At 30.3% G+C, this 24590-nt stretch carries 21 protein-coding genes and 8 pseudogenes; 22 read left to right on the top strand and 7 right to left on the bottom strand.

What is annotated here, in order from left to right:
* Positions 1–35 precede the first annotated feature (35 nt).
* The gene (locus tag ACZ1HD_RS16055) at positions 36–257 is read left to right on the top strand and encodes a DUF6341 family protein (RefSeq protein WP_077810436.1); all 222 of its coding nucleotides are present in this window, start codon (positions 36–38) and stop codon (positions 255–257) included.
* A gap of 9 nt (positions 258–266) precedes the next feature.
* A pseudogene (gene trmB, locus ACZ1HD_RS16050) lies at positions 267–937 on the top strand (tRNA (guanosine(46)-N7)-methyltransferase TrmB).
* Between the two features lie 62 nt (positions 938–999).
* Here the strand turns inward: trmB and ACZ1HD_RS16045 are convergent.
* Positions 1000–1392 carry a hypothetical protein gene (locus tag ACZ1HD_RS16045; RefSeq protein WP_472688007.1) on the bottom strand — a complete coding sequence of 131 codons (393 nt, stop codon included), beginning with the start codon at positions 1390–1392 and terminating at the stop codon, positions 1000–1002.
* 120 nt (positions 1393–1512) lie between these two features.
* On the opposite strand from ACZ1HD_RS16045, the gene ACZ1HD_RS16040 reads away from it, so the two are divergent.
* A complete protein-coding gene (locus ACZ1HD_RS16040) occupies positions 1513–1854 on the top strand; it encodes an MGMT family protein (RefSeq protein ID WP_472688006.1) in 342 nt (113 codons plus the stop codon).
* 106 nt (positions 1855–1960) lie between these two features.
* On the opposite strand, the gene ACZ1HD_RS16035 is transcribed toward ACZ1HD_RS16040, so the two are convergent.
* The 3 genes from ACZ1HD_RS16035 to ACZ1HD_RS16025 all read right to left on the bottom strand — a co-directional run bounded on the left by ACZ1HD_RS16035 (position 1961) and on the right by ACZ1HD_RS16025 (position 3648).
* Positions 1961–2353 (bottom strand): hypothetical protein, encoded by a 393-nt coding sequence (locus tag ACZ1HD_RS16035; RefSeq protein ID WP_472688005.1) that lies wholly within the window; start codon positions 2351–2353, stop codon positions 1961–1963.
* 281 nt (positions 2354–2634) lie between these two features.
* A complete protein-coding gene (locus ACZ1HD_RS16030; protein ID WP_340932075.1) occupies positions 2635–3093 on the bottom strand; it encodes a hypothetical protein in 459 nt (152 codons plus the stop codon).
* A gap of 99 nt (positions 3094–3192) precedes the next feature.
* The gene (locus ACZ1HD_RS16025; RefSeq protein WP_375241205.1) at positions 3193–3648 is read right to left on the bottom strand and encodes a prefoldin domain-containing protein; all 456 of its coding nucleotides are present in this window, start codon (positions 3646–3648) and stop codon (positions 3193–3195) included.
* Between the two features lie 192 nt (positions 3649–3840).
* On the opposite strand from ACZ1HD_RS16025, the pseudogene ACZ1HD_RS16020 reads away from it, so the two are divergent.
* From ACZ1HD_RS16020 to ACZ1HD_RS15945, 16 genes and pseudogenes are all read left to right on the top strand, one after another.
* Positions 3841–4973, top strand: a pseudogene (locus ACZ1HD_RS16020) (Mrp/NBP35 family ATP-binding protein).
* 11 nt (positions 4974–4984) lie between these two features.
* The gene (locus tag ACZ1HD_RS16015) at positions 4985–5221 is read left to right on the top strand and encodes a NifU family protein (RefSeq protein ID WP_077810428.1); all 237 of its coding nucleotides are present in this window, start codon (positions 4985–4987) and stop codon (positions 5219–5221) included.
* 198 nt (positions 5222–5419) lie between these two features.
* Positions 5420–6474, top strand: a pseudogene (locus tag ACZ1HD_RS16010) (NAD(P)/FAD-dependent oxidoreductase).
* A 245-nt stretch (positions 6475–6719) separates the two neighbouring features.
* A complete protein-coding gene (locus ACZ1HD_RS16005; RefSeq protein ID WP_472688004.1) occupies positions 6720–7877 on the top strand; it encodes a homogentisate 1,2-dioxygenase in 1158 nt (385 codons plus the stop codon).
* Positions 7878–7913: 36 nt separating this feature from the next.
* On the top strand, positions 7914–8273 hold the full coding sequence (locus ACZ1HD_RS16000; RefSeq protein WP_472688003.1) for a four helix bundle protein: 360 nt from the start codon (positions 7914–7916) through the stop codon (positions 8271–8273).
* 47 nt (positions 8274–8320) lie between these two features.
* Positions 8321–9483: pseudogene (gene hppD, locus ACZ1HD_RS15995) on the top strand (4-hydroxyphenylpyruvate dioxygenase).
* 139 nt (positions 9484–9622) lie between these two features.
* Positions 9623–10540, top strand: a complete 918-nt coding sequence (locus tag ACZ1HD_RS15990) for a tryptophan 2,3-dioxygenase family protein (protein ID WP_472688002.1) — start codon at positions 9623–9625, stop codon at positions 10538–10540.
* A gap of 134 nt (positions 10541–10674) precedes the next feature.
* Positions 10675–10893, top strand: a complete 219-nt coding sequence (locus ACZ1HD_RS15985; protein WP_472688001.1) for a hypothetical protein — start codon at positions 10675–10677, stop codon at positions 10891–10893.
* A gap of 4 nt (positions 10894–10897) precedes the next feature.
* A complete protein-coding gene (locus tag ACZ1HD_RS15980) occupies positions 10898–11443 on the top strand; it encodes a DUF3108 domain-containing protein (RefSeq protein ID WP_472688000.1) in 546 nt (181 codons plus the stop codon).
* 122 nt (positions 11444–11565) lie between these two features.
* Positions 11566–12837, top strand: a pseudogene (locus tag ACZ1HD_RS15975) (peptidoglycan DD-metalloendopeptidase family protein).
* 4 nt (positions 12838–12841) lie between these two features.
* A pseudogene (gene pgi / locus ACZ1HD_RS15970) lies at positions 12842–14407 on the top strand (glucose-6-phosphate isomerase).
* 216 nt (positions 14408–14623) lie between these two features.
* Positions 14624–17089, top strand: a complete 2466-nt coding sequence (locus ACZ1HD_RS15965; RefSeq protein ID WP_472687999.1) for a TonB-dependent receptor — start codon at positions 14624–14626, stop codon at positions 17087–17089.
* Positions 17090–17169: 80 nt separating this feature from the next.
* The gene (locus tag ACZ1HD_RS15960; RefSeq protein ID WP_472687998.1) at positions 17170–18165 is read left to right on the top strand and encodes a hypothetical protein; all 996 of its coding nucleotides are present in this window, start codon (positions 17170–17172) and stop codon (positions 18163–18165) included.
* Positions 18166–18380: 215 nt separating this feature from the next.
* Positions 18381–18803 carry a hypothetical protein gene (locus ACZ1HD_RS15955; RefSeq protein ID WP_079738978.1) on the top strand — a complete coding sequence of 141 codons (423 nt, stop codon included), beginning with the start codon at positions 18381–18383 and terminating at the stop codon, positions 18801–18803.
* Positions 18804–18850: 47 nt separating this feature from the next.
* A pseudogene (locus tag ACZ1HD_RS15950) lies at positions 18851–19580 on the top strand (lysophospholipid acyltransferase family protein).
* A gap of 6 nt (positions 19581–19586) precedes the next feature.
* Positions 19587–20567, top strand: a pseudogene (locus tag ACZ1HD_RS15945) (acyl-ACP desaturase).
* A 151-nt stretch (positions 20568–20718) separates the two neighbouring features.
* On the opposite strand, the gene ACZ1HD_RS15940 reads toward ACZ1HD_RS15945, so the two are convergent.
* Together ACZ1HD_RS15940 and ACZ1HD_RS15935 are read right to left on the bottom strand one after the other, a co-directional pair.
* Complete coding sequence (locus tag ACZ1HD_RS15940; protein ID WP_472689381.1) at positions 20719–21072, bottom strand: nitrilase-related carbon-nitrogen hydrolase; 354 nt, start codon at positions 21070–21072, stop codon at positions 20719–20721.
* Between the two features lie 44 nt (positions 21073–21116).
* Positions 21117–21497, bottom strand: coding sequence for a nitrilase-related carbon-nitrogen hydrolase (locus tag ACZ1HD_RS15935; protein ID WP_472687997.1), 381 nt, complete (start codon positions 21495–21497; stop codon positions 21117–21119).
* A gap of 80 nt (positions 21498–21577) precedes the next feature.
* Here ACZ1HD_RS15935 and ACZ1HD_RS15930 point away from each other — a divergent pair, with 80 nt between their 5' ends.
* From ACZ1HD_RS15930 to ACZ1HD_RS15920, 3 genes are read left to right on the top strand one after another with little or no spacing between them, the layout of a single operon-like run.
* Positions 21578–21769, top strand: a complete 192-nt coding sequence (locus ACZ1HD_RS15930) for a hypothetical protein (protein WP_472687996.1) — start codon at positions 21578–21580, stop codon at positions 21767–21769.
* 20 nt (positions 21770–21789) lie between these two features.
* A complete protein-coding gene (locus ACZ1HD_RS15925; RefSeq protein WP_472687995.1) occupies positions 21790–23367 on the top strand; it encodes a hypothetical protein in 1578 nt (525 codons plus the stop codon).
* Between the two features lie 2 nt (positions 23368–23369).
* Complete coding sequence (locus ACZ1HD_RS15920; RefSeq protein ID WP_472687994.1) at positions 23370–24329, top strand: RecB family exonuclease; 960 nt, start codon at positions 23370–23372, stop codon at positions 24327–24329.
* A gap of 1 nt (position 24330) precedes the next feature.
* Here ACZ1HD_RS15920 and ACZ1HD_RS15915 read toward each other — a convergent pair whose 3' ends face one another.
* Positions 24331–24588: a hypothetical protein gene (locus tag ACZ1HD_RS15915; RefSeq protein ID WP_472687993.1), complete on the bottom strand. Its 258-nt coding sequence runs from the start codon at positions 24586–24588 to the stop codon at positions 24331–24333.
* Positions 24589–24590: the final 2 nt, after the last annotated feature.

The following is a 24590-nucleotide window of genomic DNA, read 5'->3' as shown; positions in this document are numbered from 1 at the left end:
TTTTGTTATTTTTGCAGTGTAAAGATAATTAAGTTATGATAGCAAGCAATATTTTTAGATGGATTGGTAGTTTATTTACAGATATATTATTCTTACCATTCGATTGGTTAAGATTAACTGTAGCAAATGCAGATCTTGGTTGGTGGGTTTCTAATGCCTTAAACTGGGGTTTTTTAGTAATTCTTTTAGTTTTATTTGCATATTGGATGGGAGAATCTCGTCGATTTGTGAAAGAAGGAACAGAAGATAGAGCTTAATTCATTATTTTGGGAAGCAAAAACAAACTAAAACGTTTTAAAGAAAACGAAACGTTCGAAAATGTCATTCAACCAACAAGAGAAGAAGTTATAACTAACTTTTCTCACAAAGGTAAATGGCATTCTTTTTTTGGAAACAACAACCCAATAGTTGTAGAACTTGGTTGTGGTAAAGGAGAGTATACAATTGCATTGGCAAGAAAAAATCCTGATAAAAACTATATTGGTATAGATATTAAAGGGGCTCGTTTTTGGCGAGGTGCTAAAACTGCAATAGAAGAAAACTTGCCTAATGTTGCTTTTGTTAGAACCCAAATAGAGTTGGTAGATTATATATTTGCAGAAAATGAAGTGTCAGAAATCGGATAACTTTTCCAGATCCGCAAATAAAATATCAACGAACTAAACACCGAATGACAAATTCTAAATTCCTTAAAAAATACAGTGTTATTTTAAGTGAAGACGGAATAATGAATCTAAAAACCGATAGCGAATTTATGCACGGTTATACTTTAGGTTTATTACACGGTGAAGGTCATGAGGTTTTGTATGCAAATCATACCGTTTATAAAAACGAAGGTGCGCCCGAAGAAGTTACTGAAACTCAAACTTTTTACGAGAATCAGTATTTAGAAATAGGAAAACCTATAACTTACATAAAGTTTAAATTAAAATATTAAAATGTATTAAAAACATCAATTTTTGTAAAATTGATGTTTTTTTTGAAATTTATATTAATTTATTAGTTCAAATTTACCGGACCAAGAAAGACCTTGTAGGTTAGACTCATAATAAAAAGTACTTCCTTTTTTCTTACAATTTTTGTTTTCATAATGGTACCAATACCAAATGGTAAATCAGGTTTTTTAATTTCGGTAATCACTAGTCTGTATTCTTTTCTATTTATCCATTGTATTTTTGCTTTAATAAACTCGTTATTAGGATAAAATTCAGTGTAAACATCATTCTTTATTTCAACAATAACATCACACGTGTCATTGCAATATTTGTAAGTACCATCTTGCATATAATCATTTGTAATAGATGTTTGTTGATAATTTACATTTTGAGAATAAAAGGTTTGATTTGTGTTAATAATAAAAATTAAGGCGAAAAATAGTGTTAAAGTTTTCATGATATTGAGGGATTTTAAAGTTATAACTCAATATACTTAAAATCAGTTATTTAAAACATGATAAATGTCATGTTAAGTTAAATTTAGTTTTTTCTTAATTTCATTTTGTAAATTCACGCGATGAAAGAAACCGATAATTTTTTCGAAAAAGTTTATGCAGTAACACGTTTAGTTCCTTTTGGTCGAGTAACAACGTATGGTGCAATAGCAACGTATTTAGGTGCAGCAAGATCTGCAAGAATGGTTGGTTGGGCAATGAACAAAGCGCATAATTTAGAAGATGTACCAGCACACAGAGTTGTAAATAGAAAAGGTTTACTTACTGGCAAACATCATTTTGATGGTACTAATTTAATGCAACAGTTATTAGAAAATGAAGGTATAAAAGTAATAGAGAATCAAATTATAGATTTTGATAAAGTTCTCTCGGAATCCTTCTGCCGAGTTATAAATCAATTTTGAATTATTGAAATAAAAAAACCTACCAAATAAATGATAGGTGTCTTAACTAATTTAAACATTTCTATTTTTATAGAAAGTCAATTTAAATTTTTCTGAATTTTCCGCATCAAGTTAGTCCTTCTAAATTAGACTCATAATATATTCTAGATCCTTTAATTTTTACAATCTTGGTATCCATTTTGGTACCAACTTCAAAAGGAAGATTGTCTTTATTAATATCAATAATTTCTAAAGAATACTTGTCTTCTGCAGACCATTCTATTTTTGCCTTTGTATATTGATTATTTGTATGATATTCTGTGTAGTAACCGTCTTTAATCTCTACAATAATTTCGTTTCCTTTACTTGTATAAACATATTTCCCCTCTTCTAAAAGAGTTTCTTTAATTTCTAAAGAAGTAGTGTTGCTGTTTTGTAAACTAGATTGGTAATAATTGTTTCTAAAGTTAGAAGCAACATCAGAATTTTGTGCTTTTAATGTTTGTAAGCCTAAAAGCATAAAAAAGGTGCAACTAGTTAATTTTATTAATTTAGTTATTCATAATAAATGGGGAGATTTAGTAATCTTTTCTGTAAGATTACGTATTAAATATAGCAACTCCTTATTATAGTCTTTTAGATGATTTTTTGAATTTGTTATATTATTTTAAGATTTACTATTTAATTGCAACTAATATTGTGTTAACTACAGTTAAAACGAAAATAACTAGCATAAAAAAGCCTATCATAAAAATGATAGGCTTCAAATAACAAATTAGAACATCTCTGTTTTTATAGCAATTAATCTATTTTTCTAAATCTACCGGACCAAGTTAGTCCTTCTAAATTAGATTCGTAATAAAACCTATTTCCTTTTACTTTAATAATCTCAGTTTCCATAACTGTACCTTCTTTAAAAGGTAAGTTTTCTTTATTTATTTCTGTAACTACTAGTTTATAGTTGTTTTCTGTAGACCATTTTATTTTTGCTTTAATAAATTCGTTTTCACCATGATATTCTGTGTAGAAACCATCTTTTATTTCAACAATTACTTCTTTACCTTTACTTGTATAAGCGTATTTTCCTTCTTCTAAAGCTGTTTCTTTAATAACTTCTTTATCTTCTGGATCTGCTTTGTAATCGGTTTCAAATAATTCTAACTCATTCGAATTCATTGCAACGTCTTGTGCGAATACAGTACTTAATCCTAAAAATAATAAGGCAATAAAAGTTGGGGTTTTAATGGTAGTTTTTTTCATAATTGAGGGATTTTTTAAAAGTATTTCATCACTAATAAATTTTAGAAATAATAAATACTTTTGGGGTTAATTTGGGTTTGGGTTATTTTGAGTTATTTTTTAAAGAGTTTCTGCTTTCTTAAATTTTCCTGTCCAAGAAGTTTTATGAGTATCAATTAAATCAGATTTATAAAAATATTGATTGCCCTTAACTTTGGTAATTTTAGTTGTTAATTTGGTGCCTTCTTTAAAAGGAAGGTTATCTTTATTTAAATCTACAATTGTTAAAGTATATTGGTTTTTTGATAGCCAATCTATTTTAGCCTTAATAAACTCATTGTTAGCATAAGTTTCTGTGTAATATCCATTTTTAATAGATACAATTACTTTTTTAGAACCTAACTTATAAGAATAAGTACCGTTTTCTAAAATTGTATTAGATGTGTTGCTTGAGCTAAAGGTAGTTTCAGAAGAGTTGTTTTCTTCAAAAGCATAAGCTACATCCTGACAAAAAGCATTGGTAAAAGTTAAAAATAAAGTTACAATACTTAAGGTAAATAAGAGTTTTTTCATCATTAGGGGGTTTTGATATACTCAAATCTAAAGATAAACAAATTTGTTTTATTGTAAAAAATCGTAGTTGTGTGATAAAAATTTATTTTTAAAAATAAGAATGCTTTATTCGGTAATAAATATTGAGTATCTACAAGCTTTAATTTCTAATCAGTAAGACGTATCTTTGCAATCAAGATTAAATAAAAATAAGACGTGAGTTTTAAGAAACAAGATATATATAAGGCATTAGAAACTATTACCGCGCCAGGAGAAGGTAAAAGTTTAGTTGAAAACAATAACATTACCAATGTTGTTACTTTTGGTAACGAAGTAGAGGTAGATGTTACTATTAGCAACCCAACGTTGCAGGCAAAAAAGAAAATCGAGTCAGAGATTTCTAAAGCAATTAAAACAAATGTTTCAGAAGAGATAACTGTAAAGGTTAATGTTAAGGTAGAAAAACCAGCAGTTAAAGAAAACCCGAATCAAATTAGAGGTAAAGAAATACCTAACATAAAAAATATAATTGCCATTGCCTCTGGTAAAGGTGGTGTTGGTAAATCTACAATTACAGCAAATACAGCTATTTCTTTAGCAAAAATGGGTTTTAATGTTGGTGTTTTAGATGCTGATGTTTATGGTCCGTCGCAACATATTATGTTCGATGTAGAGAAGCAAAAACCACTTTCTGTTAATGTAGATGGTCGTTCTAAAATGAAACCTATTGAAAATTACGGAGTAAAATTATTATCGTTAGGTTTCTTTACAAACCCAGATCAAGCAGTTATTTGGCGTGGACCAATGGCTTCGAAAGCATTAAATCAATTAATTTTTGATGCAGATTGGGGTGAATTAGATTTTCTATTGATAGACTTGCCTCCAGGAACCGGAGATGTGCATTTATCAATAGTACAAGCACTTCCAATTAACGGTGCCGTAGTAGTTAGTACGCCACAAAACATTGCTTTAGCAGATGCTAAAAAAGGTGTTGCAATGTTTCAGCAAGAAAATATTAATGTGCCAGTTTTAGGAATTATAGAAAACATGGCATATTTTACACCGAAGAGTTACCAAACAATAAATATTATATATTTGGGCAAGATGGCGCAAAAAATTTAGCAACAGACATTAATACCAAGTTTTTAGGAGAAGTTCCTTTAGTGCAAAGTATTAGAGAGTCCGGTGATGTTGGTCATCCGGTAGCATTACAAAACGGAACAATTTTAGAAGAATCTTTTAACGAGATTACCAAAGAAATGGTTTCAGAATTATTAAAAAGAAACGAAAACTTACCACCAACAGAAGTTGTTAGAATAACAACAATGAGTGGTTGTAGTTCAAAATAAATTCATTTTATATGACAGCACAAGAAACATTAGACAATGTAGAAAAAGCGTTAGAAGAAATTCGCCCTTTTTTAATGAGTGATGGCGGTAATATTAAACTTTTATCTATAGAAGATGCTATTGTAAAAGTACAATTAGAAGGCGCTTGCACGGGTTGTTCTGTAAACCAAATGACCTTAAAAAATGGTGTAGAAGCTACAATTAAAAAGTATGCACCGCAAATAGAAGAAGTTATAAATGTGGCGTAAACTGACAAAAATCAGTTTTTAAATTAAAGCTATAATATAATTTTGGGCGTTCCCTAAAAAGGTCGGGCTTTTGCACTCGCTTTTTTTACAGAAAAAGTAAAAAAGAGCTCAAACAAATGCTGCAATCCCTAACGCAAACAATAAAAATAAAAGCCTCACAAGAATAAAACTTTGTGAGGTTTTAAAACATAATAAAGAATGATTACTACAGATATCTTAATAATAGGCGCAGGACCAACAGGTTTGTTTACCGTTTTTGAAGCAGGTTTGTTAAAATTGCGTTGTCATTTAATAGATGCTTTGCCACAACCTGGTGGGCAATGTTCAGAAATTTATCCGAAGAAACCTATTTATGACATACCTGCTTATCCAGAAATTTTAGCAGGAGATTTAACCGAAAGGTTAATGGAGCAAATAAAACAATTTGAGCCGGGTTTTACTTTAGGTGAAAGAGCAGATACTGTAGAAAAACAAGAAGATGGTACTTTTATTGTTACCACAAATAAAGGGACAAAACACCATGCAAAAGTAGTTGCAATTGCGGGTGGTTTAGGTTCTTTTGAGCCAAGAAAGCCACCGATTCCTAACATTAAAGATTTTGAAGACAAAGGTGTTGAGTATATTATTAGAGATCCAGAGTTTTATAGAGATAAAAAAGTAGTAATTTCGGAGGTGGAGATTCTGCGCTAGATTGGTCTATTTTCTTAACAGATGTTGCATCTTCTGTAACTTTAATACATAGAAGAAACGAATTCAGAGGCGCCTTAGATTCTGTAGACAAAGTACAAGAATTAAAAGATGCTGGTAAAATTACACTTATAACACCAGCAGAAGTTAAAGGTATTATTGGAGCAGATAAAGTAGAAGGTGTTTCTGTTGTTAAAAATGGCGAAGAACCTTTTATTATAGAAACAGATCATTTTATTCCTTTATTTGGGTTGTCTCCAAAGCTAGGTCCAATTGCAAATTGGGGCTTAGAAATCGAAAAAAATGCAATTAAAGTTAACAATGCGTTAGATTATCAAACAAATATACCAGGTATTTATGCTATTGGAGATGTAAACACATATCCTGGTAAGTTAAAGTTAATTCTTTGTGGTTTTCACGAAGCAACTTTAATGTGCCAAAGCGCTTATAAAAGAATTTTTCCTGATAAAAAATATGTGATGAAGTACACAACTGTAGGAGGAATTGATGGTTTCGACGGTACAAGAAAAGAAGCGCCAAAAGCAGTCGTAAAAAAGATAGAATAAAAAAGTAAGCTACTTTTTTAATAAAATAAGGAGATTTTAAGTAATATTATAAATAGATTTTTAGACTATTGTATAATTACTTAAAATCTCCTTTGCTTTTTGTATATTTGTGTAGTTCACTAAATCGATTGAAATGTATTCAGATTTACTATCACATTTAAAATTTCTTATCAAACGCAATCCAGAATAACTATTCTTAAATCTTTATTTTAATCAATTTTATTAATTTAAATTTTAAGAAAAACATGCCTTTTTATCATAAATTAGGAGAAATCCCTCCAAAAAGACACACACAGTTTCGTAAAGAAGACGGTAGTTTGTATTACGAACAATTGTTTGGTACCATTGGTTTTGATGGAATGTCTACCAACTCATATCACGAGCACAGACCAACAATGGTCAAAGAAATACGCAAGCAATATTCTGTAAAACCTAAAATTGCAAAAGAAAACAATATTCAATCATATCGTTTTCGCGGATTTCAAGTTCCGCCAGAAAATGATTATTTAGAAAGTAGAAAAGTAGTTTTAACAAACTCTGATTGTAATATAATTTTATCAGCACCAAAACAATCTACTACAGAATATTTTTACAAAAACACAGATGCAGATGAGGTAATTTTCATCCATAAAGGAACCGGGAAATTAAGAACTCATCTTGGAAATCTAGATTTTAAATACGGCGATTATCTAGTAATACCACGTGGCGTTATTTATAAATTAGATTTCGATGATGAAAACAATCGTTTGTTTATTGTAGAATCATACTCTCCCGTTTATACACCAAAACGTTACCGAAATTGGTTTGGTCAGTTGTTAGAACATTCTCCTTTTTGCGAGCGAGATTTAAGAAGACCTTACGAGTTAGAAACAAATAACGAATTAGGAGATTTTTTAATCAAAGTAAAAAAACAAGGCGAAATTATAGAAATGGTATACGCATCTCATCCTTTTGATGTTGTGGGTTACGATGGATATAATTTTCCGTACGCATTTTCTATTCACGATTTCGAACCAATAACAGGTCGTATTCATCAACCGCCACCAGTACATCAAACTTTTGAAACAAATGCATTTGTAATTTGCAGTTTTGTACCGCGTTTGTATGATTATCATCCAAATTCAATACCTGCGCCATACAATCATAGTAATATAGATTCTGACGAAGTTCTGTATTATGTAGATGGCGATTTTATGAGTAGAAATGATATCGATCAAGGTCACATTTCATTGCATCCAGCAGGTATTCCGCATGGGCCACACCCCGGAACAACAGAAAAAAGTATCGGAAAAACAAAAACCGAAGAATTGGCAGTTATGGTAGACACTTTTAAACCTTTAATGGTTACAGAAGAAGCCATGAAAATTGCCGATGAAGATTATTACAAATCGTGGTTGGAGTAAATTAGAGAAAAGAAGTTAGATGAAAGAATAAAGAAAATGGAGAAGCGAAAAAGACATAATTACAAGAATTTAAAGATTTGGAAAATCGGAATTGAAATTGTTGATGATGTTTTTGGGCTTTTGAGTGAGTTTCCTAAAGATGAAAAATTCGGGTTAAGATCTCAATTAAGTAGATGCTCTATTTCAATTCCTAGTAATATTGCAGAAGGTTCATCTAGAACTGATAAATCATTTTCGCATTTTTTAGATATTTCTCTAGGTTCTTCTTTCGAACTTGAAACCCAATTAATAATAGCTTGCAATAGAAATTATATAAAAAAAGAACAATTAATAAAGATTGAAGTAAAAATTCAAGAATTTCAAAAGATGACCATGGGTTTTCAAGATAAGCTCTAAAAATCTTTTCTCTTGTATCTCTTCTCTCTTTTCTATAAAATAAACAGATGAGTAAAAAAGAAATAAAATCAGTAAACTACGGTTTAGAAAAAATATTTGAAGGAGCACAAGATTTCCTTCCACTTTTAGGAACAGATTACGTAGAGTTTTACGTAGGTAACGCAAAACAAGCAGCACATTTTTACAAAACAGCTTTCGGTTTTCAATCGCATGCATACAAAGGTTTAGAAACCGGATCTACAGATTCTGTGTCTTATGTACTTACACAAGACAAAATAAAGTTGATGCTAACAACGCCGTTAAATAGCAAGTCGCCAATTAACGACCATATTGTAAAACATGGTGACGGAGTTAAAGTAGTTGCGCTTTGGGTTGAAGATGCCGGAAAAGCATACGAAGAAACAACATCTAGAGGTGCAAAATCTTATTTAGAACCAACCGTAGAAAAAGATGAACACGGTGAAGTTGTAAGAGCCGGAATTTATACTTACGGTGAAACTGTTCATATGTTTGTAGAACGTAAAAATTACAACGGCGCATTTTTACCAGGCTTTCAAAAATGGGAATCAGACTACAATCCGCCAACTGCTGGTTTAAAATATATCGATCATATGGTTGGTAATGTTGGTTGGAATCAAATGGATGTTTGGGTGAAATGGTACGAAGACGTTATGGGATTCGAAAACTTTTTATCTTTTGATGATAAGCAAATACATACAGAATACTCAGCATTAATGAGTAAAGTTATGTCTAACGGAAATGGACGAATCAAATTTCCTATAAACGAACCAGCAGAAGGTAAAAAACGTTCTCAAATAGAAGAATATCTAGATTTTTATGAAGGTGCAGGTGTACAACATATCGCGGTTGCAACAGATGATATTTTAAAAACAGTATCGCAATTAAGAGCAAACGGAGTAGAGTTTTTATCTACTCCACCGGATGAATATTATAAATCTGTTCCTGGTCGTTTAGAAGAGTTTAGTCATGAGTTAAAAGAAGATATCGAAAAACTAAAAGGTTTAGGTATTATGATTGATGCGGATGAAGAAGGTTATTTGTTACAAATTTTTACAAAACCAGTAGAAGATAGGCCAACCTTATTTTTTGAAATCATCCAAAGAATGGGAGCAAAAGGTTTTGGAGCAGGAAACTTTAAGGCGTTGTTTGAGTCTATAGAAAGAGAACAAGCAAAAGAGGAACTTTATAAGTAAAGTTTTTATTATAAAGTAATATTACAACCAAGAGTAAGATGATTATCATTTTACTCTTGGTTTTTTATTTGGCAAATAAATTAGATTTTCAAAAAAAGTCTTGTTTCTTTGTTCTTATATCTTGATTCTTAAATTATGAACAGAGAAGAAATACTTAAAGCAATAGAAGAAAAATACGATAAATTAGGCGTTCCTGTAGATGCAATGTTAGAAGGTTTGTTGCATAGTACGCCAATTACGTATTGGGATTATATTCAGACAGATGCACTTTTAGGTTTGCAAACACCAAGAACAACGCAACCAGATGAAATGGTTTTTATCATGTATCATCAAGTAAACGAGTTGCTTTTTAAAATGATTTTGTGGGAGATTGCGCAAGTATCAAAAACTATAGAAGTTACTGCAGATAAGTTTTCGATGCATTTAAATAGAATTAGCAGGTATTTTGATATGCTTTGCAATTCTTTTTCTGTAATGGCAGAAGGTATGGAGAAAGAACAATATTTAAAATTTAGAAATACATTAACACCTGCAAGTGGTTTTCAATCGGCACAATATCGTAAAATAGAATTTGCATCTACAGAATTGATCAACCTAATAGACGCAAGATATAGAGATTCTATTGATAGAAATTCTTCTTTTAAAAATGCATACAATCATTTGTATTGGCAAGCAGCAGGTAAAAACTACACAACAGGTCAAAAATCTACATTATTAAACTTATTCGAAAAGAAATATTTAGGTGAGTTTATAGATTTCATGGAAGATTATAACGATATAAATTTATCTCGAAAATTTAAAGAATTACCAAAAGATGTGCAGCAGAACCCAAGTCTAATAAAGGCAATGAGGCATTACGATTATACCGTAAATGTAAAATGGGTAATGGCACATTATAACGCTGCTGGGAAATATTTAGGCGGAAAAGAAAAAGATTTAGAGGCAACTGGCGGAAGTAGTTGGCGTAAATACATGCATCCAAAGTATCAAAGAAGAATTTTTTATCCGTATTTATGGAGCGAAGAAGAGTTAAAGAATTGGGGAACATTTTAGATAACAATGCAACGATTCTCTTAAAAATTAGTATTTAAAGAAAACGTTAAAAAGTGATTTACAAATTATTAGTAAATCACTTTTTTCTTTTTTGGAACAGTAATTGTCATTAGTTTTTTATAAGTTTGAGAACTATGAAAAAATATATCTTACTAATACTTACTATAATAATAACAACTACTACTTTTTCTCAAGAAGAAAAAGAAGCATTTAAAAGCGGAGAATGGTTGCGCTATAAGATGAGTTATAGTGGTTTTTTAAGAGCAGGAACTGCAATTTTAGAGGTAGATGAAAAAGATTTAAATGGTAAAAAAGTATACCATACAAAAGGATCTGGTTGGACTTCGGAATGATAAAATGGTTTTTAAAGTAGATGATGTTTACGAAAGTTATTTTGATAAAAACGATGTAAAACCTTATGTTTTTAAGAGAAAGATTGACGAAGGTGGTTATAAAAAGCATAGAATTACTAATTTTGATTACAATACTAACAAAGCTTATATTCAAGATTTTGAAAATCAAAAAGATACAACAGTCGCATTTTCTAATGTACAAGACATGCTTTCATCTTTTTATTATTTAAGAAATCAAGATGTAAAGCATATGGAAAAAGGAGATGAAATAGCAATAGATATGTTTATGGATTCTCAAATTTATCCATTTAAGCTCCGTTTTTTAGGTAGAGAAGTTTTAAAAACTAAGTTTGGTAAAATTAATTCTTTAATATTTAGGCCGTTAGTGCAATCTGGTAGAGTTTTTAAAGCGCAAGAAAGTGTAACAATCTGGATTACTGATGATTTAAATAAAATACCAATTAAAATGAAAGCAGATTTATCTGTGGGTTCTTTAAGAGCAGAGCTAGAAGCTTACAAAGGTTTAGCTAACGATTTTAAAAAGAGTTAAATAGATTTTATTTAATTTATTAAAACTTTAACGAAACCGTTTTAGGAACTTCCGGTTTAAGATTTAAAATAAATCAATTTTATTTGTACTTTTGGGTGTTAAATTTAATAGCTCCCAATTTTTTGAAAAAAGTACTCTACATCCTCCTAACTACTATTATTTTGTTTGCTTGTAAAAGTGAAGAAAAAATTAAAGAACCTGTAAAAAAACCAGCACCAAAACCTGTATACAAATATGGTTTTAAGGTAGATGATTACAAGGTTGTTTTAGATACGATTAAATCAGGAGAAAGTTTTGGAGCTATATTAGATAGACATCATGTTAGTTACCCGAAAATAAACAGTATTGCAGGTTCTATAAAAGATGTTTTCGATGTAAGAAAAGTAAGAGCCGGTAAACCATACATGATTTTATCTAGCAAAGACTCTTTAGAACAAGCAAAAGTATTTATTTATAAAAATGATAAAATTAAAGCAACAGTTGTAGATTTTAAAGATTCTATAACAGAAGCTTATACTTATTTGCAACCTATAAAAACCGTAGAAAAAGTAGTCGAAGGAAAAATTTATTCGAATCTTTCTAATGCTATGGATAGTTTGCATTTATCACCAAATTTAACCTATGCTGTAGCAGATATTTATGCTTGGACCTTAGATTTCTACAAACTACAAAAAGGAGATTCTTTTAAACTTGTTTTCGAAGAAAAATTTATAAACGATAGTCTGTTTGCAGGTTATGGTAAGATTAAGTCGGCAGTTTTTAAACACAAAGATCAAGATTTATATGCATTTCGATTCTTAGCAGATTCTATAAAAGGAATAGAAGAATATTATGATGAAAAAGGAAATATGTTAAGAAGTCAGTTCTTAAAAAGTCCTATTAAATTTCAATATAGAATTTCTTCTAGATATAATTTAAAGAGAAGAATTGCATATTACGGTAATAAAGTAAAACCACATAAAGGAACAGATTTTGCGGCAAGAATTGGTACGCCTATTATTGCCACTGCAAGTGGTACTGTTGTAGAGTCTACCGAAGAGGTGGTAATGGTAAGTTTGTAAAAATTAAGCACAATAGCACCTATTCTACACAATATTTACATATGAAAACTCGAAAAGTTAAAAAAGGAGACTATGTAAAACAAGGAGATGTAATTGGTTTAGTTGGTATGACAGGAAACAGCGGAGGACCACATGTTTGTTATCGTTTCGGAAAAACGGAAGGCAAGTAGATCCATTAAGTCCAAAAACAAAATTACCGAAGCAGAACCTTTAAAAGATAGTCTAAAACCTAGATTTTTTAAACATATGTATCTTTTAAAAAATCAATTAGATAACAATATACCAGTAATAGAAGAACCTACAATAACAAAAGAAATAGTAGCACAAAATTAATAAAATGGCTTTAAAAAACATCAATCCAACCAAAACTCAAGCTTGGGAAAAACTTACAAACCACTTTAATGATAACAAAGACATTAGTATTAAAGATTTGTGCAAAGACACAAATAGAAAAGATGATTTTTCTTTAGAATTAGGAGATTTATCCGTAGATTTTTCTAAAAATAGAATTACAGAAGAAACACTTTCTTTATTAGTTGAGTTGGCAAAAGAAGTAGACTTAAAAGATGCTATAGAAAAGCAGTTTTCGGAGAAGTAATAAATGCGACAGAAGGTAGAGAAGTTTTACATACTGCTTTAAGAAGTAATTCTGATGAAGCTGTTTTAGTTAATGGTAAAAATATTAAGCCACAAATTCAAACTGCATTACGTAAAATTAGAAGTTTTAGTAATAAAGTAATTTCGGTAAATGGAAAGGTTACACAGGTAAATCTATAACAGATGTTGTAAATATTGGTATTGGTGGGTCAGATTTAGGGCCAGACATGGTTGTAGAATCGCTACAGTATTATAAAAATCAATTAACAACACATTTTGTTTCTAATGTAGATGGTGATCATGTTTCAGAAATTATTAAGAAATTAAATCCGAAACTACTTTATTTGTAATCGTTTCTAAAACATTTACAACACAAGAAACCATAACAAATGCAGAAACACTTAAAAATTGGTTTTTAAAGTCGGCAACAATTTTCGATATACCAAAGCACTTTGTTGCAGTTTCTACAAATTTAGAAGCAGTTGATAGTTTTGGGATAGATAAAGCAAACGTTTTTCCTATGTGGAACTGGGTTGGTGGGCGTTTTTCACTTTGGTCTGCTGTTGGTTTGTCTATCAGTTTATCTGTAGGTTTCGATAATTATAGAGCCTTATTAGATGGTGCAGAAGAAATGGATTTGCACTTTAGAAACACAGAATTTGAAAATAACATCCCAGTAATTTTAGCATTGTTAAGTATTTGGTATAATAATTTTTACAATGCAGAAACTGAAGCTGTTTTACCATATACACAGTATTTAAAAAAGCTGCGGATTATTTACAACAAGCTATTATGGAGAGTAATGGTAAAGGTGTAGATAGAAACGGAGACAAAATAGATTACCAAACCGGTACAATTGTTTGGGGAAGTACAGGTACAAATATGCAACATGCATTTATGCAATTGGTGCATCAAGGTACAAAGTTAATTCCTGCTGATTTTATTGGTTATAAAGAATCTTTACACGGGTTAACAGATCATCATAAAAAATTAATGGCAAACTTTTATGGTCAAATAGAAGCCTTAGCATTTGGTAAAACAAAAGAAGAAGTTCATTTAGAATTAAAATTTTCACGGTGATAAAGATAAAATAGCACAATTACTACCTTTTAAAGTGTTTGAAGGTAACAGACCAAGTAATGCCATTTTATTTGATAAACTAACACCAAAATCTTTAGGTAAATTGATAGCTTTATATGAGCATAAAATTTATACACAAGGTATAATTTGGAACATTTATAGCTACGATCAATTTGGTGTAGAGCTAGGAAAAGAGTTGGCTAAAAAATTATTGAATAAGCATTAAATTAAGACTAATAATACCAATTTTTTATACTATTAATTAATTATTTATAATTAGTTAATAGTATTTTTTTATTTAAATGTTTGATTATTATATAGTAAGGTTTTATTTACATATATTTATAAATCTTAATTCTTTGTTAAACTTAACATTAAGTTAACTTTAGAACTCTGTAAAAGCAAGAGTTTTGCAAAACATTTAATAACATAAAATTATACAATGAAAAATTTTAAAAACTTATTATTTGTAGCACTGTTTTTTATAACAGCTACAGTTTTAGGGCAAACTAAAATTACTGGTACAATTGTCGATGAAACAAATCAACCATTGCCAGGAGCAAGTGTTCTTGTAAAAGGAACAACAAACGGAACATCAACAGATTTTAATGGTAAATTTACTTTACAATCTAAATCTAACTCTGGTGTTTTAGTAGTGTCTTTTATTGGATACAAATCTAAAGAAGCTGCTTATTCTTCTTCAAACAACAAATTAACAGTAATGTTAATGGAAGATGCTGGTTCATTAGATGAAATAGTTGTAGTATCTAACTCATTTGCAATTGATAGAAAAACACCTGTTGCTGTTTCTACAATTAAAGCAAGTGAAATTGAATTAAAATTAGGAACTCAAGAATTTCCAGAGATTTTAAAATCTACTCCTGGTGTATACGCTACTAAAGCAGGTGGTGGATACGGAGACGGTAGAATTAATTTACGTGGATTTAATTCTGAAAACGTTGCTGTAATGATTAACGGGGTACCTGTTAACGATATGGAAAACGGTAGAGTATATTGGTCTAACTGGGCTGGTTTAGGAGATGTTACTTCTGCAATGCAAGTTCAAAGAGGTTTAGGAGCTTCTAAAGTTGCTGTACCTGCAATTGGTGGTACAATTAACATTATCTCTAAAACTACAGATATCGAAGAAGGTGGTAACTTTGGTTACACTTTAGGTAACGATGGTTACACTAAATACGGTCTTACTTATTCTACAGGTTTAATGGATAATGATGTTGCTGTAACAGTTTCTGCTGCACAAACTTACGGTAGAGGTTATGTAGACGGAACTCCTTTTACAGGTTTTAACTACTTTTTAAATGTTTCTAAAGAGTTAAACGACGAGCATAAATTATCTTTTACTGCATTTGGTGCATTACAAAGACATGGTCAAAGACAAAACAGACACTTAATCAAAACTTTTAGAGATAGTGAAAGAGGTAGAAAATATAACTCAGATTGGGGTTATAAAAACGGTCAGTTAACTAACTCAGAAGATAACTTTTATCACAAGCCACAGATTTCTTTAAATCACTACTGGACACTTTCTGATAAAACTTTTATTTCTACTGCAGCTTATGTATCTTTTGGTACAGGTGGTGGTGGTGGAACTGCTGGAGCTAACAAGTTTGGTTTCGACAATTCTGAATATAGAGACGGACCATTAGGAACGATCAACTTCGATAAAATTGTTGACGAAAACATAGAAAACGGTGTAAATGGTTCTATCTCTGCTTTAAGAGCTTCTAGAAACGACCATAACTGGTACGGTGTTTTATCTACTTTAAAAACAGATTTAACAAATGAGTTTACTTTATTAGCTGGTTTAGATTACAGAAATTATACAGGTATTCACTATACAGAAGTAACAGACTTATTAGGAGGTCAGTTTTTAGCTGATGATTCTAATGTAAATAACCCAAACAACCAAGCACAAGTAGGAGACGTAATTTTCTATGACAACGACGGTAAAGTTGGTTGGTTAGGTGGTTTTGCTCAATTAGAGTATTCTAAAGATGCTATTTCTGCATTTGTTTCTGCAAACGTATCTAATACAACTTATCAAAGAGTAGATCGTTTCTTATACTTAGATTCAGATCCAAATCAAACTTCAGATAAATACGATTTCTTAGGATATGGTATTAAAGGTGGTGTTAACTATAACTTAGATGAAAACCACGGTGTTTTTGTAAACTTAGGTTATTTTGAAAAAGCACCATTCTTTAACTCAGTTTTTGCAAACCGTAATAACGTAGATGTTAACGCAGATGCAGAAAATCAAAAAATTACAAGTTACGAGTTAGGTTATACTTTTAGAAGCGCTAAGTTTTCTGCTAACTTAAACTTATACCACACTTCTTGGAAAGATAGAACAGAGGTTGCTCGTTTCCAATTACAAGATGGTACAATTGCATTTGCTAACATTTTAGGTGTAAATGCATTACATAAAGGTATCGAGTTAGATTTTAGCTATAGACCATCAGACAAACTTACTATTACAGGTATGGCTTCTTTAGGAGACTGGAAATGGGATAGTAACGTAGAAAATGTTGAAATCTTTGACGAAACTAACACAAAGGTTGATGAAGTAGATATCCTTATTAAAGGTTTACACGTTGGTGATGCTGCACAAACTACTTTTGCTTTAGGTACAAACTATAAATTAACGCCAGAAACTACTTTTACAGTAGATTATAATTACTATGGAGATTTATATGCAGATTTTGACCCAAGTTCTAGAGGAGAAGTTGGTCCTGATGCATGGAAAGTACCTAACTATAGCTTATTTGATACTTCAATAAGACATAAATTTAAGTTTGGTAACTTCGATACAGCAATTACTGCTAGAGTTAACAACGTATTCGATACAGTATATATTTCAGACGCACAAGATGGTTACTGGTTCTAATGCTCAAACAGCAAGTGTATATTACGGAGCAGGAAGAACTTTTAGCGTAGGTGCAAAAATTAATTTCTAAAAAACACAAGATGAAAAAAATAATTTATTTATTCGCAGTTGCGCTTACAGTTTTAAGTAGCTGTACGCCATTAGAAGATGTAAACGAGGTTATTGATGCATTACCAAATGTAGATGGTTTCGATTATACATTACAAGAAGAAGATTATACAACTTTAGGTTTAAGTTTTGGTAACTTTAGCTCAGAAGATGATGCTAAAGCAGAATTACCAGGATTTTTAAGTGCAAAATTCCCATCTTTAGGAGAAGGATCTGCATTAAACATAACTTATAAGTTATACGCTCCTAAAAGAGATGAAAAAAGTTTAACTATTTATACTGTTACTGCTGCAGATTATACTGCGCAAGGTTTAAGATTTCCAAACTTTTCTAGTTCTGATCAAATTACAGATTTTTTAGATGCTAAATATCCAGATGCAGCAGATAGATTATTAGTAGATTTAACTTACGATTATTATGATGGTTCAACAACTACTCGTAACAATGGTTTTATCAATAATGATGGAACTTGGGAAATGTCTATAGGTATCTCTGATGATGAATACACTGCAATGGGAGAAGGAAGAGCTCAATTTTCTAATGAAGAAGAAGCTTTAACTAAAATACCAGTTTATTTAAGTGAAAAATTAAAGTTTGAAGGTAAAGAAGCTGGAGATGTTGAAGGTGTAATGTACAAGTTATACGTAACAGATACTCAAGATATCGACGAAGATGGTTCTACAACAGATAGAACTGTTTATAGCTTTGTTGCATTCTTTATATACGACGGTGCTGCTTGGTCTCAATACACAAATGTTATCGAGAACACAACACAGTTTGCATATGAAGGTTCTAACTGGGTTCCAGATAACACAATTAGATATACTTTAACTTCTGCAGATTATGCATTAGTTGGTAATGACAGATATAATAATTTTGACACTAGATCTGGTGCAGATGAAGAAACTGAAGAAGTTCGTTTAGAAAAGATTAATACAATCTTAAAAAACAACTTTCCGAGATATTGAAGTAGATCAAAATGTAATTGTTACTTATGCTTTTTATGATGGTACTAATGGTAACGCTACTATAGAAGTTACTTTTGATGGTACAGATTTTGTAAAATTTGTAGAGTAATCAATTTTATCTTATAAATTAAGAAAACCACCTCAATTGAGGTGGTTTTTTTGTGCATAAAAATTAGTAACTTTGTAACAACAAAAAACTAACTACTTATATTATGATAAAGGATATACATTCTTATTGGGCTTACCTTGTATTGGCTATTTTAATTTTTGCTGTAGCAAATGCAATTATCGGTTTAACTCAGAAAAAACAATTTACAGATAAAGATTTACGTATAGGTTTATTTACGTTAATCTTAACCCATATTCAATTATTAATAGGTTTAGCGTGGTATTTTATGTCACCTTGGTTTCAAGCCTTAAAAGCAGACGCTGGTGCTGTAATGAAAGAACCTGCAACGCGTTTATTAGCCGTAGAACATCCTATTACAATGATTTTGGCAATTGTATTTATAACAATTGGTTGGTCTAAACATAAAAAGAAAACAGAAGATGCTGCAAAGTTTAAAACATTTGTAATCTTTTACGGAATTGGTTTATTATTGATATTATCTAGAATTCCTTGGAGCAATTGGTTCTAATAACATTCTTGTAAAGTTCATTTATTTTAAAACCTAAATCACATCTCGTGAAGATTCTTAGTTATATAGTATCACCAATTTTTATATTGGTATTTTTTCTTTTTTTGCTAATTTTCCATCCATTACAATGGTTAAGTTTGCATCTTTTTGGGCAAAGCGCGCATGGTAAAGTAGTAGACGCCTTAAATTACTTTTTGGTTAAATCGATGCTAATACTTGGTGTTAGTGTTAAGCTAAAAAACGAGTATAAATTACCGAGAAAATACTACAATTATATTTGTTTCAAATCATCAATCTACTTTCGATATTCCGCCAATAGGTTGGTTTTTTAGAAAACATTATCCAAAGTTTGTAGCCAAAATAGAGTTAGGTAAAGGCATACCAAGTGTTTCTTATAATTTAAGAAATGGTGGTGCGGCATTAATCAATAGAAAAGATCCAAAACAAGCAATAAGCGAGTTGATAAATTTTTCTAAAAGAATAAAAGAAAATAATTGGGGTGCTATTATTTTTCCGGAAGGAACAAGAAGTAGAAACGGAAAGCCTAAAAAATTTGCTTCTAACGGATTAAAAGTAATAACAAAGGTAAATAAAGAGGGTTATGTTGTACCTTTAACTATCAATAATTCTTGGAAAGTGTTTAAATACGGTAAATTTCCGTTAGGTTTAGGAAGTCCTATAACAATTACTACCCACGAGCCAATAAAAATAGACTCTTTACCGTTTGAAGAACTATTAGAAAAAACAGAAACAGTTATTAAAGAACATATAAAATAGAAATTTATGTCTATATATAATATTAGAAAAGAAGTAATGCTAACGCTAGAAAAAAGTATGGACCGCTTTATGGAGAAATACTTAATTCCTGCAGAAAAAATTTGGCAGCCAACAGATTTTCTTCCAAATTCACAAAAAGATTCTTTTATTACAGAAGTAGAAGAAATTAGAGAATTGTCTAAAGAATTACACGACGATTTTTGGGTGGTTTTAGTTGGAGATACTATTACAGAAGAAGCTTTGCCAACATACGAATCTTGGTTGTTAGACTTAGATGGTGTTAGCCAAGACCCAGATAATAGTTGGGCAAAATGGGTAAGAACCTGGACAGCAGAAGAAAACAGACACGGAGATGTTTTAAATAAATACTTGTATTTATCTGGTAGAGTTAACATGCGCGAAGTAGAAATATCTACACAGCATTTAATTGCAGATGGTTTTGATATAGGTACATCTACAGATCCTTATAAAAACTTTGTGTATACAAGTTTTCAAGAATTAGCAACCTATGTTTCGCATAATAACGTAGCAAAAATTGCACGTAAAAAAGGGCACAAAGCATTGGCTAAAATGTCTAAAATTATTGCAGGAGATGAAATGCGTCATCACCAAGCTTATACAGAGTTTGTAAAAGAAATCTTTAAGATAGATCCATCAGAAATGATGTTGGCGTTTCAACACATGATGAAATATAAAATTGTAATGCCTGCAATGCATTTAAGAGAATCTTTTGGTGCAAAAGGAAGTTTATTTGATGATTTTTCTTCTGTAGCGCAAAGAATTGGTGTTTACACAGGGTTCGATTATGTAGATATTATTAAGAAATTAAACACTGCTTGGGAAATAGATAAGATTACAAACCTAACACCGTAAGCAGAAAAGGCAAGAGATTATTTAATGAAATTGCCGGACAGAATGTACAGAATTACAGAAAGAATAGTTGTGCCGGACACAAAGTTCAACTTTAAATGGATGTTACCAGCTTAGAATTTTAAGAAGCTATTTCCTGCTTTCCGTTATATCTTTTTGTAGAAAAAACAAAAAGGATGTCACTTCAATCAGGGCTAAACATTTTTGTAAGCAACACTGCATATAAAAAAAGCCATTAATATTTAATATTAGTGGCTTTTTTTTAGTCTTAATTTATTGTAAAAGAGTCTTTATCATGTAAAAAACCTAACTTATCTCTTATTATGTTTTGTTTATCTAGTGTAATTACAGAAGTTACAATACCAATCTCATTGTTGTTTAAACTAGATAATTCTTCCCCTAAAAAATCTACGATTAAAGAATTACCGTAATACTCGTAATTACTAGCATCTTTGCCTGTTCTATTAACGCCGACTACATAACTCATGTTTTCTATTGCACGCGCTTTTAAAAGCGTTTCCCAAGCTTTTATTCTAGTTACCGGCCAATTTGCCATAAAAAGTAATAAGTCGTAATTGTCTGTGTTTCTAGCCCAAACAGGAAAGCGTAAATCATAACAAATTAACGGACAAATTTTCCATCCTTTGTAATTGATAATTATTCTTTCTAAACCGAAGTATAAACTTTATTTTCTCCGGCCAAAGTAAAGGAATGCCTTTTATTATAAGTTTCTAATTCTTTATTTGGATGTACAAAAACAAAGCGATTGTAAAATTTATCGTTTTCAACAATAACCAAGCTTCCGCAAATAGCAATTTGATGTTTTTCAGCTATTTCTTGCATCCAAGAAACCGAGTATCCATCCATAGATTCGGCTACGTTTTTTGGTTGCATTGTAAAACCAGTAGTAAACATTTCCGGCAAAACAACAAGATCTGTGTCTTTATCTAAGTTGTTTATTTTGTTTTCGAAGAAAGCTATGTTTTTTGTTGGATTTTCCCAATATAAATCTGCTTGAATTCCGGTTACTTTTAATTCATTTTTCATAGAAATTAATTAGAAAGTTGTACTCGCTATAAAAGTAAGTTTTTGTAATTTAGAAAACCAATTGAATCTCAAAAAAAGCTATGCAATCTTTTATTTCTGAAACTTTAGACGCAATTTTAAAAACTACAAAATCTTTTGAAGATGTGGTGTTTATACTACCATCACAAAGAGCAAAAGTTTTTTTAAAGCAAACATTAAAAGACAAAATATCTGTTGGTTTTTTACCGGAAACATTAAATATAGAGCAATTTATTGAACAAGTTTCGGCATAGACAAAGCAGATAGCATACAATTGCTATTCCATTTTTATACAATTTATAAGAGTTTAGAAGAAAAACCAGATTCTTTTGATACATTTTCTTCTTGGGCATTTACGGTTTTGCAAGATTTTAATGAAATAGATCAACACTTGGTAAACACAAGAGAAATTTTTGTGTACATAAGAGATATTCAGCGATTAAAAAAATGGTCTGTAACAGGCACATTTAAAGAAACAGAATTTATAAAAGATCATTATGCTTTTTTAGAAAAGTTAAATAATTTTTACAATCCTTTGTATCAATTTTTATTAGAAAAAAAGATTGGTTACCAGGGTTTAATGTATCGAGAAGCTTGCAATAATATCGATGTTTATCTAGAGAAGAATCAGCAAAAAAAATACTTTTTTATAGGATTTAATGCATTAAATAAAGCAGAAGAATTCTTATTTCAAAAAGTACTAGAAACCAACAATTCTGATATTTATTGGGATTTAGATGAGCAACTTTTTAACTCGAACCATCAAGCAGGAAACTTTATCAGAAAGTATAAAAAGGAATGGAAGTTTTACGAGAAAAATTCATTAAAAACCTTAAGTAATAAATTATCTCAACCAAAAAATATTCAAGTAATTGGTGCATCAAAAAACACAACACAAGTTAAATATGCAGGAGAAATCTTAGAAAAATTTTCTGACTTTAAGAATACGGCACTAATTTTAGCAGACGAAACATTGTTGCCAATTACGTTAAATTCTTTGCCTAAAAACATCAATGCTATAAACATAACTATGGGATATCCTTTAAAAGATATACCAACAACTAGCTTGCTGTTTTCTATTTTTCAATTGTTTATTTCTCAAGAAAAACTCCAAAAAACAGCAGAGAATCAATTTTACCATAAAGATGTTGTACGGTTTTTAAAACATCAATCAATTTATAAGTTATTATCACAAAATAATGCTTCTTTAGTAGATGATTTTACTGAAGAAATTGGTAAAGAAAATCTTATTTTTATAGATAAAGATAAGCTGGTTCAGCTCTTAAAAAAATCCGGAGAAAATGTACAAAAAGTTCTGTTATCACTGTTTAGCAGTTTTACAACAGTTGCAAATTTTTTAGATAGAATTTTAGACGTAATAGATCTTTTAAAAGAAGATGTTACAGATCTAGAAAAAGAATATTTATTTAGATTTTATACCGCTTTTACACAGTTAAAGACATTACAAAGCACTTACAGTTATTTTACAGATTTAAAAACGTTAATGTTATTTTTTAGACAATTAATAACATCAGAAACACTTTCTTTTCAGGGTGAAGCGCTAAGAGGTTTACAACTTATGGGAATGTTAGAAACACGTGTTTTAGATTTTGAAAACATCATTTTAACATCTACAAACGAAGGTGTTTTACCAGCAAGTTCGCAGCAAAATACATTTATACCTTTTGATGTAAAAGTCAACTTCGGATTGCCAACATATCGAGAAAAAGATGCTATTTTTTCATATCATTTTTTTAGATTGATGCAAAGAGCAAAGAATGTTTTTATACTTTACAATACAGAACATGATGCTTTTGGAAGTGGAGAAAAAGTAGGTTTGTTACGCAGTTAGAAATGATGCGACAAGATGTAGTTCATAAAAATATCTCGCCAAAAGTAATTTCTAACAAGCAACAATTAAAAGAAGTATATAAAACCGAAGCCACTTTTGCTCGATTAAAAGAATTGGCAAAAAAAGGAATATCGCCATCTGCTTTAACTAATTATTTGTACAATCCTATTTCTTTTTACAAGCAAAAAGTTTTAAAAATTAAAGAGTTTGATGATGTTGAAGAAACTGTAGCTTTTAATACTTTAGGAACCGTTGTTCATGAGACTTTAGATGAGCTGTATACACCATTTGTAAACCAGTTTTTATCTGTGGCGAATATCAAACAAATGCAAAAAGAAGCAAAAGATTTGGTAACAAAACACTTTGAACTTCAATTTAAAAATGGAGATTTAACAAAAGGTAAAAACAGATTGATTTTTGAAGTTGCGAATCGATTTGTAACTAATTTTCTAACGAAAGAAAAAGAATTGTTAGAAGACGATAAGAATCAACTTAAAATAATTGCTACAGAAGAAAACTTGGCAGCAGAAATAGAAATTGAAGGGTTAGATTTTAAGGTTAAATTACATGGGCAAGTTGATAGAGTAGACGAGTTAAACGGAGTGTTAAGAATTATAGATTATAAAACGGGTATGGTAACCGGTGGTAATCTTAGAGTGCCAGAATTTGAATATTTAAGAGATGAAAAGCACTTAAAAGCGATACAAGTTTTATTGTATACTTATCTATTTACTAAAGGTAAAAATTATGACTTTTCTAAACCTTTAGAAGCAGGTATTTATTCTTTTAAAAATCTTAACAGTGGTTTTTTACCAATAGACTTTGCATTGCCAAGAAGAAAGGCAGAAACTAAAATCACACAAGAAAAACTAGATGAATTTATCGAAGAGATTAAAATATATATTAAAGAAATCTACAGCTCTAAAATAGATTTTTTAGAGCCTGCAGATTTAAGGTATTAATTTACTTACCTATTAAAACTAATAGTGGTACGTTAGAATAAAACTCTTCTTTAAGAATAGTGTTCTTTTCCCATAATTTTTTAAAGAAACCTCTTTTTCTTCTAAAAACACATAACATATCCGGGTTGTGTGTTTTTATGTTCTCTAAAACACCTTGAAAAGTAGTTGCATTTTCGGTAACCGTTAATGTGCTTTGTAAGCTTTCTAAATCTTTATGAAGCACTAAGTGTTCTTCTTTATAACTTGGTGTTTTAACCAATA

Source organism: Polaribacter sp. HA6-7 (assembly GCF_055693625.1).
Note: the sequence above shows the minus strand (reverse complement) of the source record. Positions and strands in the feature narration are given on the sequence as shown.

Bases quoted from the DNA above. Each gene is read 5' to 3' on its own strand.
- ACZ1HD_RS15985 (WP_472688001.1), top strand. From the start codon at position 10,675: ATGAAAAAATATATCTTACTAATACTTACTATAATAATAACAACTACT.
- ACZ1HD_RS15960 (WP_472687998.1), top strand. From the start codon at position 17,170: ATGAAAAAAATAATTTATTTATTCGCAGTTGCGCTTACAGTTTTAAGT.
- ACZ1HD_RS15935 (WP_472687997.1), bottom strand. From the start codon at position 21,497: ATGAAAAATGAATTAAAAGTAACCGGAATTCAAGCAGATTTATATTGG.
- ACZ1HD_RS16025 (WP_375241205.1), bottom strand. From the start codon at position 3,648: ATGATGAAAAAACTCTTATTTACCTTAAGTATTGTAACTTTATTTTTA.
- ACZ1HD_RS15990 (WP_472688002.1), top strand. From the start codon at position 9,623: ATGAACAGAGAAGAAATACTTAAAGCAATAGAAGAAAAATACGATAAA.
- ACZ1HD_RS15980 (WP_472688000.1), top strand. From the start codon at position 10,898: ATGGTTTTTAAAGTAGATGATGTTTACGAAAGTTATTTTGATAAAAAC.
- ACZ1HD_RS16005 (WP_472688004.1), top strand. From the start codon at position 6,720: ATGCCTTTTTATCATAAATTAGGAGAAATCCCTCCAAAAAGACACACA.
- ACZ1HD_RS15930 (WP_472687996.1), top strand. From the start codon at position 21,578: ATGCAATCTTTTATTTCTGAAACTTTAGACGCAATTTTAAAAACTACA.
- ACZ1HD_RS16030 (WP_340932075.1), bottom strand. From the start codon at position 3,093: ATGAAAAAAACTACCATTAAAACCCCAACTTTTATTGCCTTATTATTT.
- ACZ1HD_RS16055 (WP_077810436.1), top strand. From the start codon at position 36: ATGATAGCAAGCAATATTTTTAGATGGATTGGTAGTTTATTTACAGAT.
- ACZ1HD_RS16000 (WP_472688003.1), top strand. From the start codon at position 7,914: ATGGAGAAGCGAAAAAGACATAATTACAAGAATTTAAAGATTTGGAAA.
- ACZ1HD_RS16035 (WP_472688005.1), bottom strand. From the start codon at position 2,353: ATGCTTTTAGGCTTACAAACATTAAAAGCACAAAATTCTGATGTTGCT.
- ACZ1HD_RS16040 (WP_472688006.1), top strand. From the start codon at position 1,513: ATGAAAGAAACCGATAATTTTTTCGAAAAAGTTTATGCAGTAACACGT.
- ACZ1HD_RS16045 (WP_472688007.1), bottom strand. From the start codon at position 1,392: ATGAAAACTTTAACACTATTTTTCGCCTTAATTTTTATTATTAACACA.
- ACZ1HD_RS15965 (WP_472687999.1), top strand. From the start codon at position 14,624: ATGAAAAATTTTAAAAACTTATTATTTGTAGCACTGTTTTTTATAACA.
- ACZ1HD_RS15920 (WP_472687994.1), top strand. From the start codon at position 23,370: ATGATGCGACAAGATGTAGTTCATAAAAATATCTCGCCAAAAGTAATT.
- ACZ1HD_RS16015 (WP_077810428.1), top strand. From the start codon at position 4,985: ATGACAGCACAAGAAACATTAGACAATGTAGAAAAAGCGTTAGAAGAA.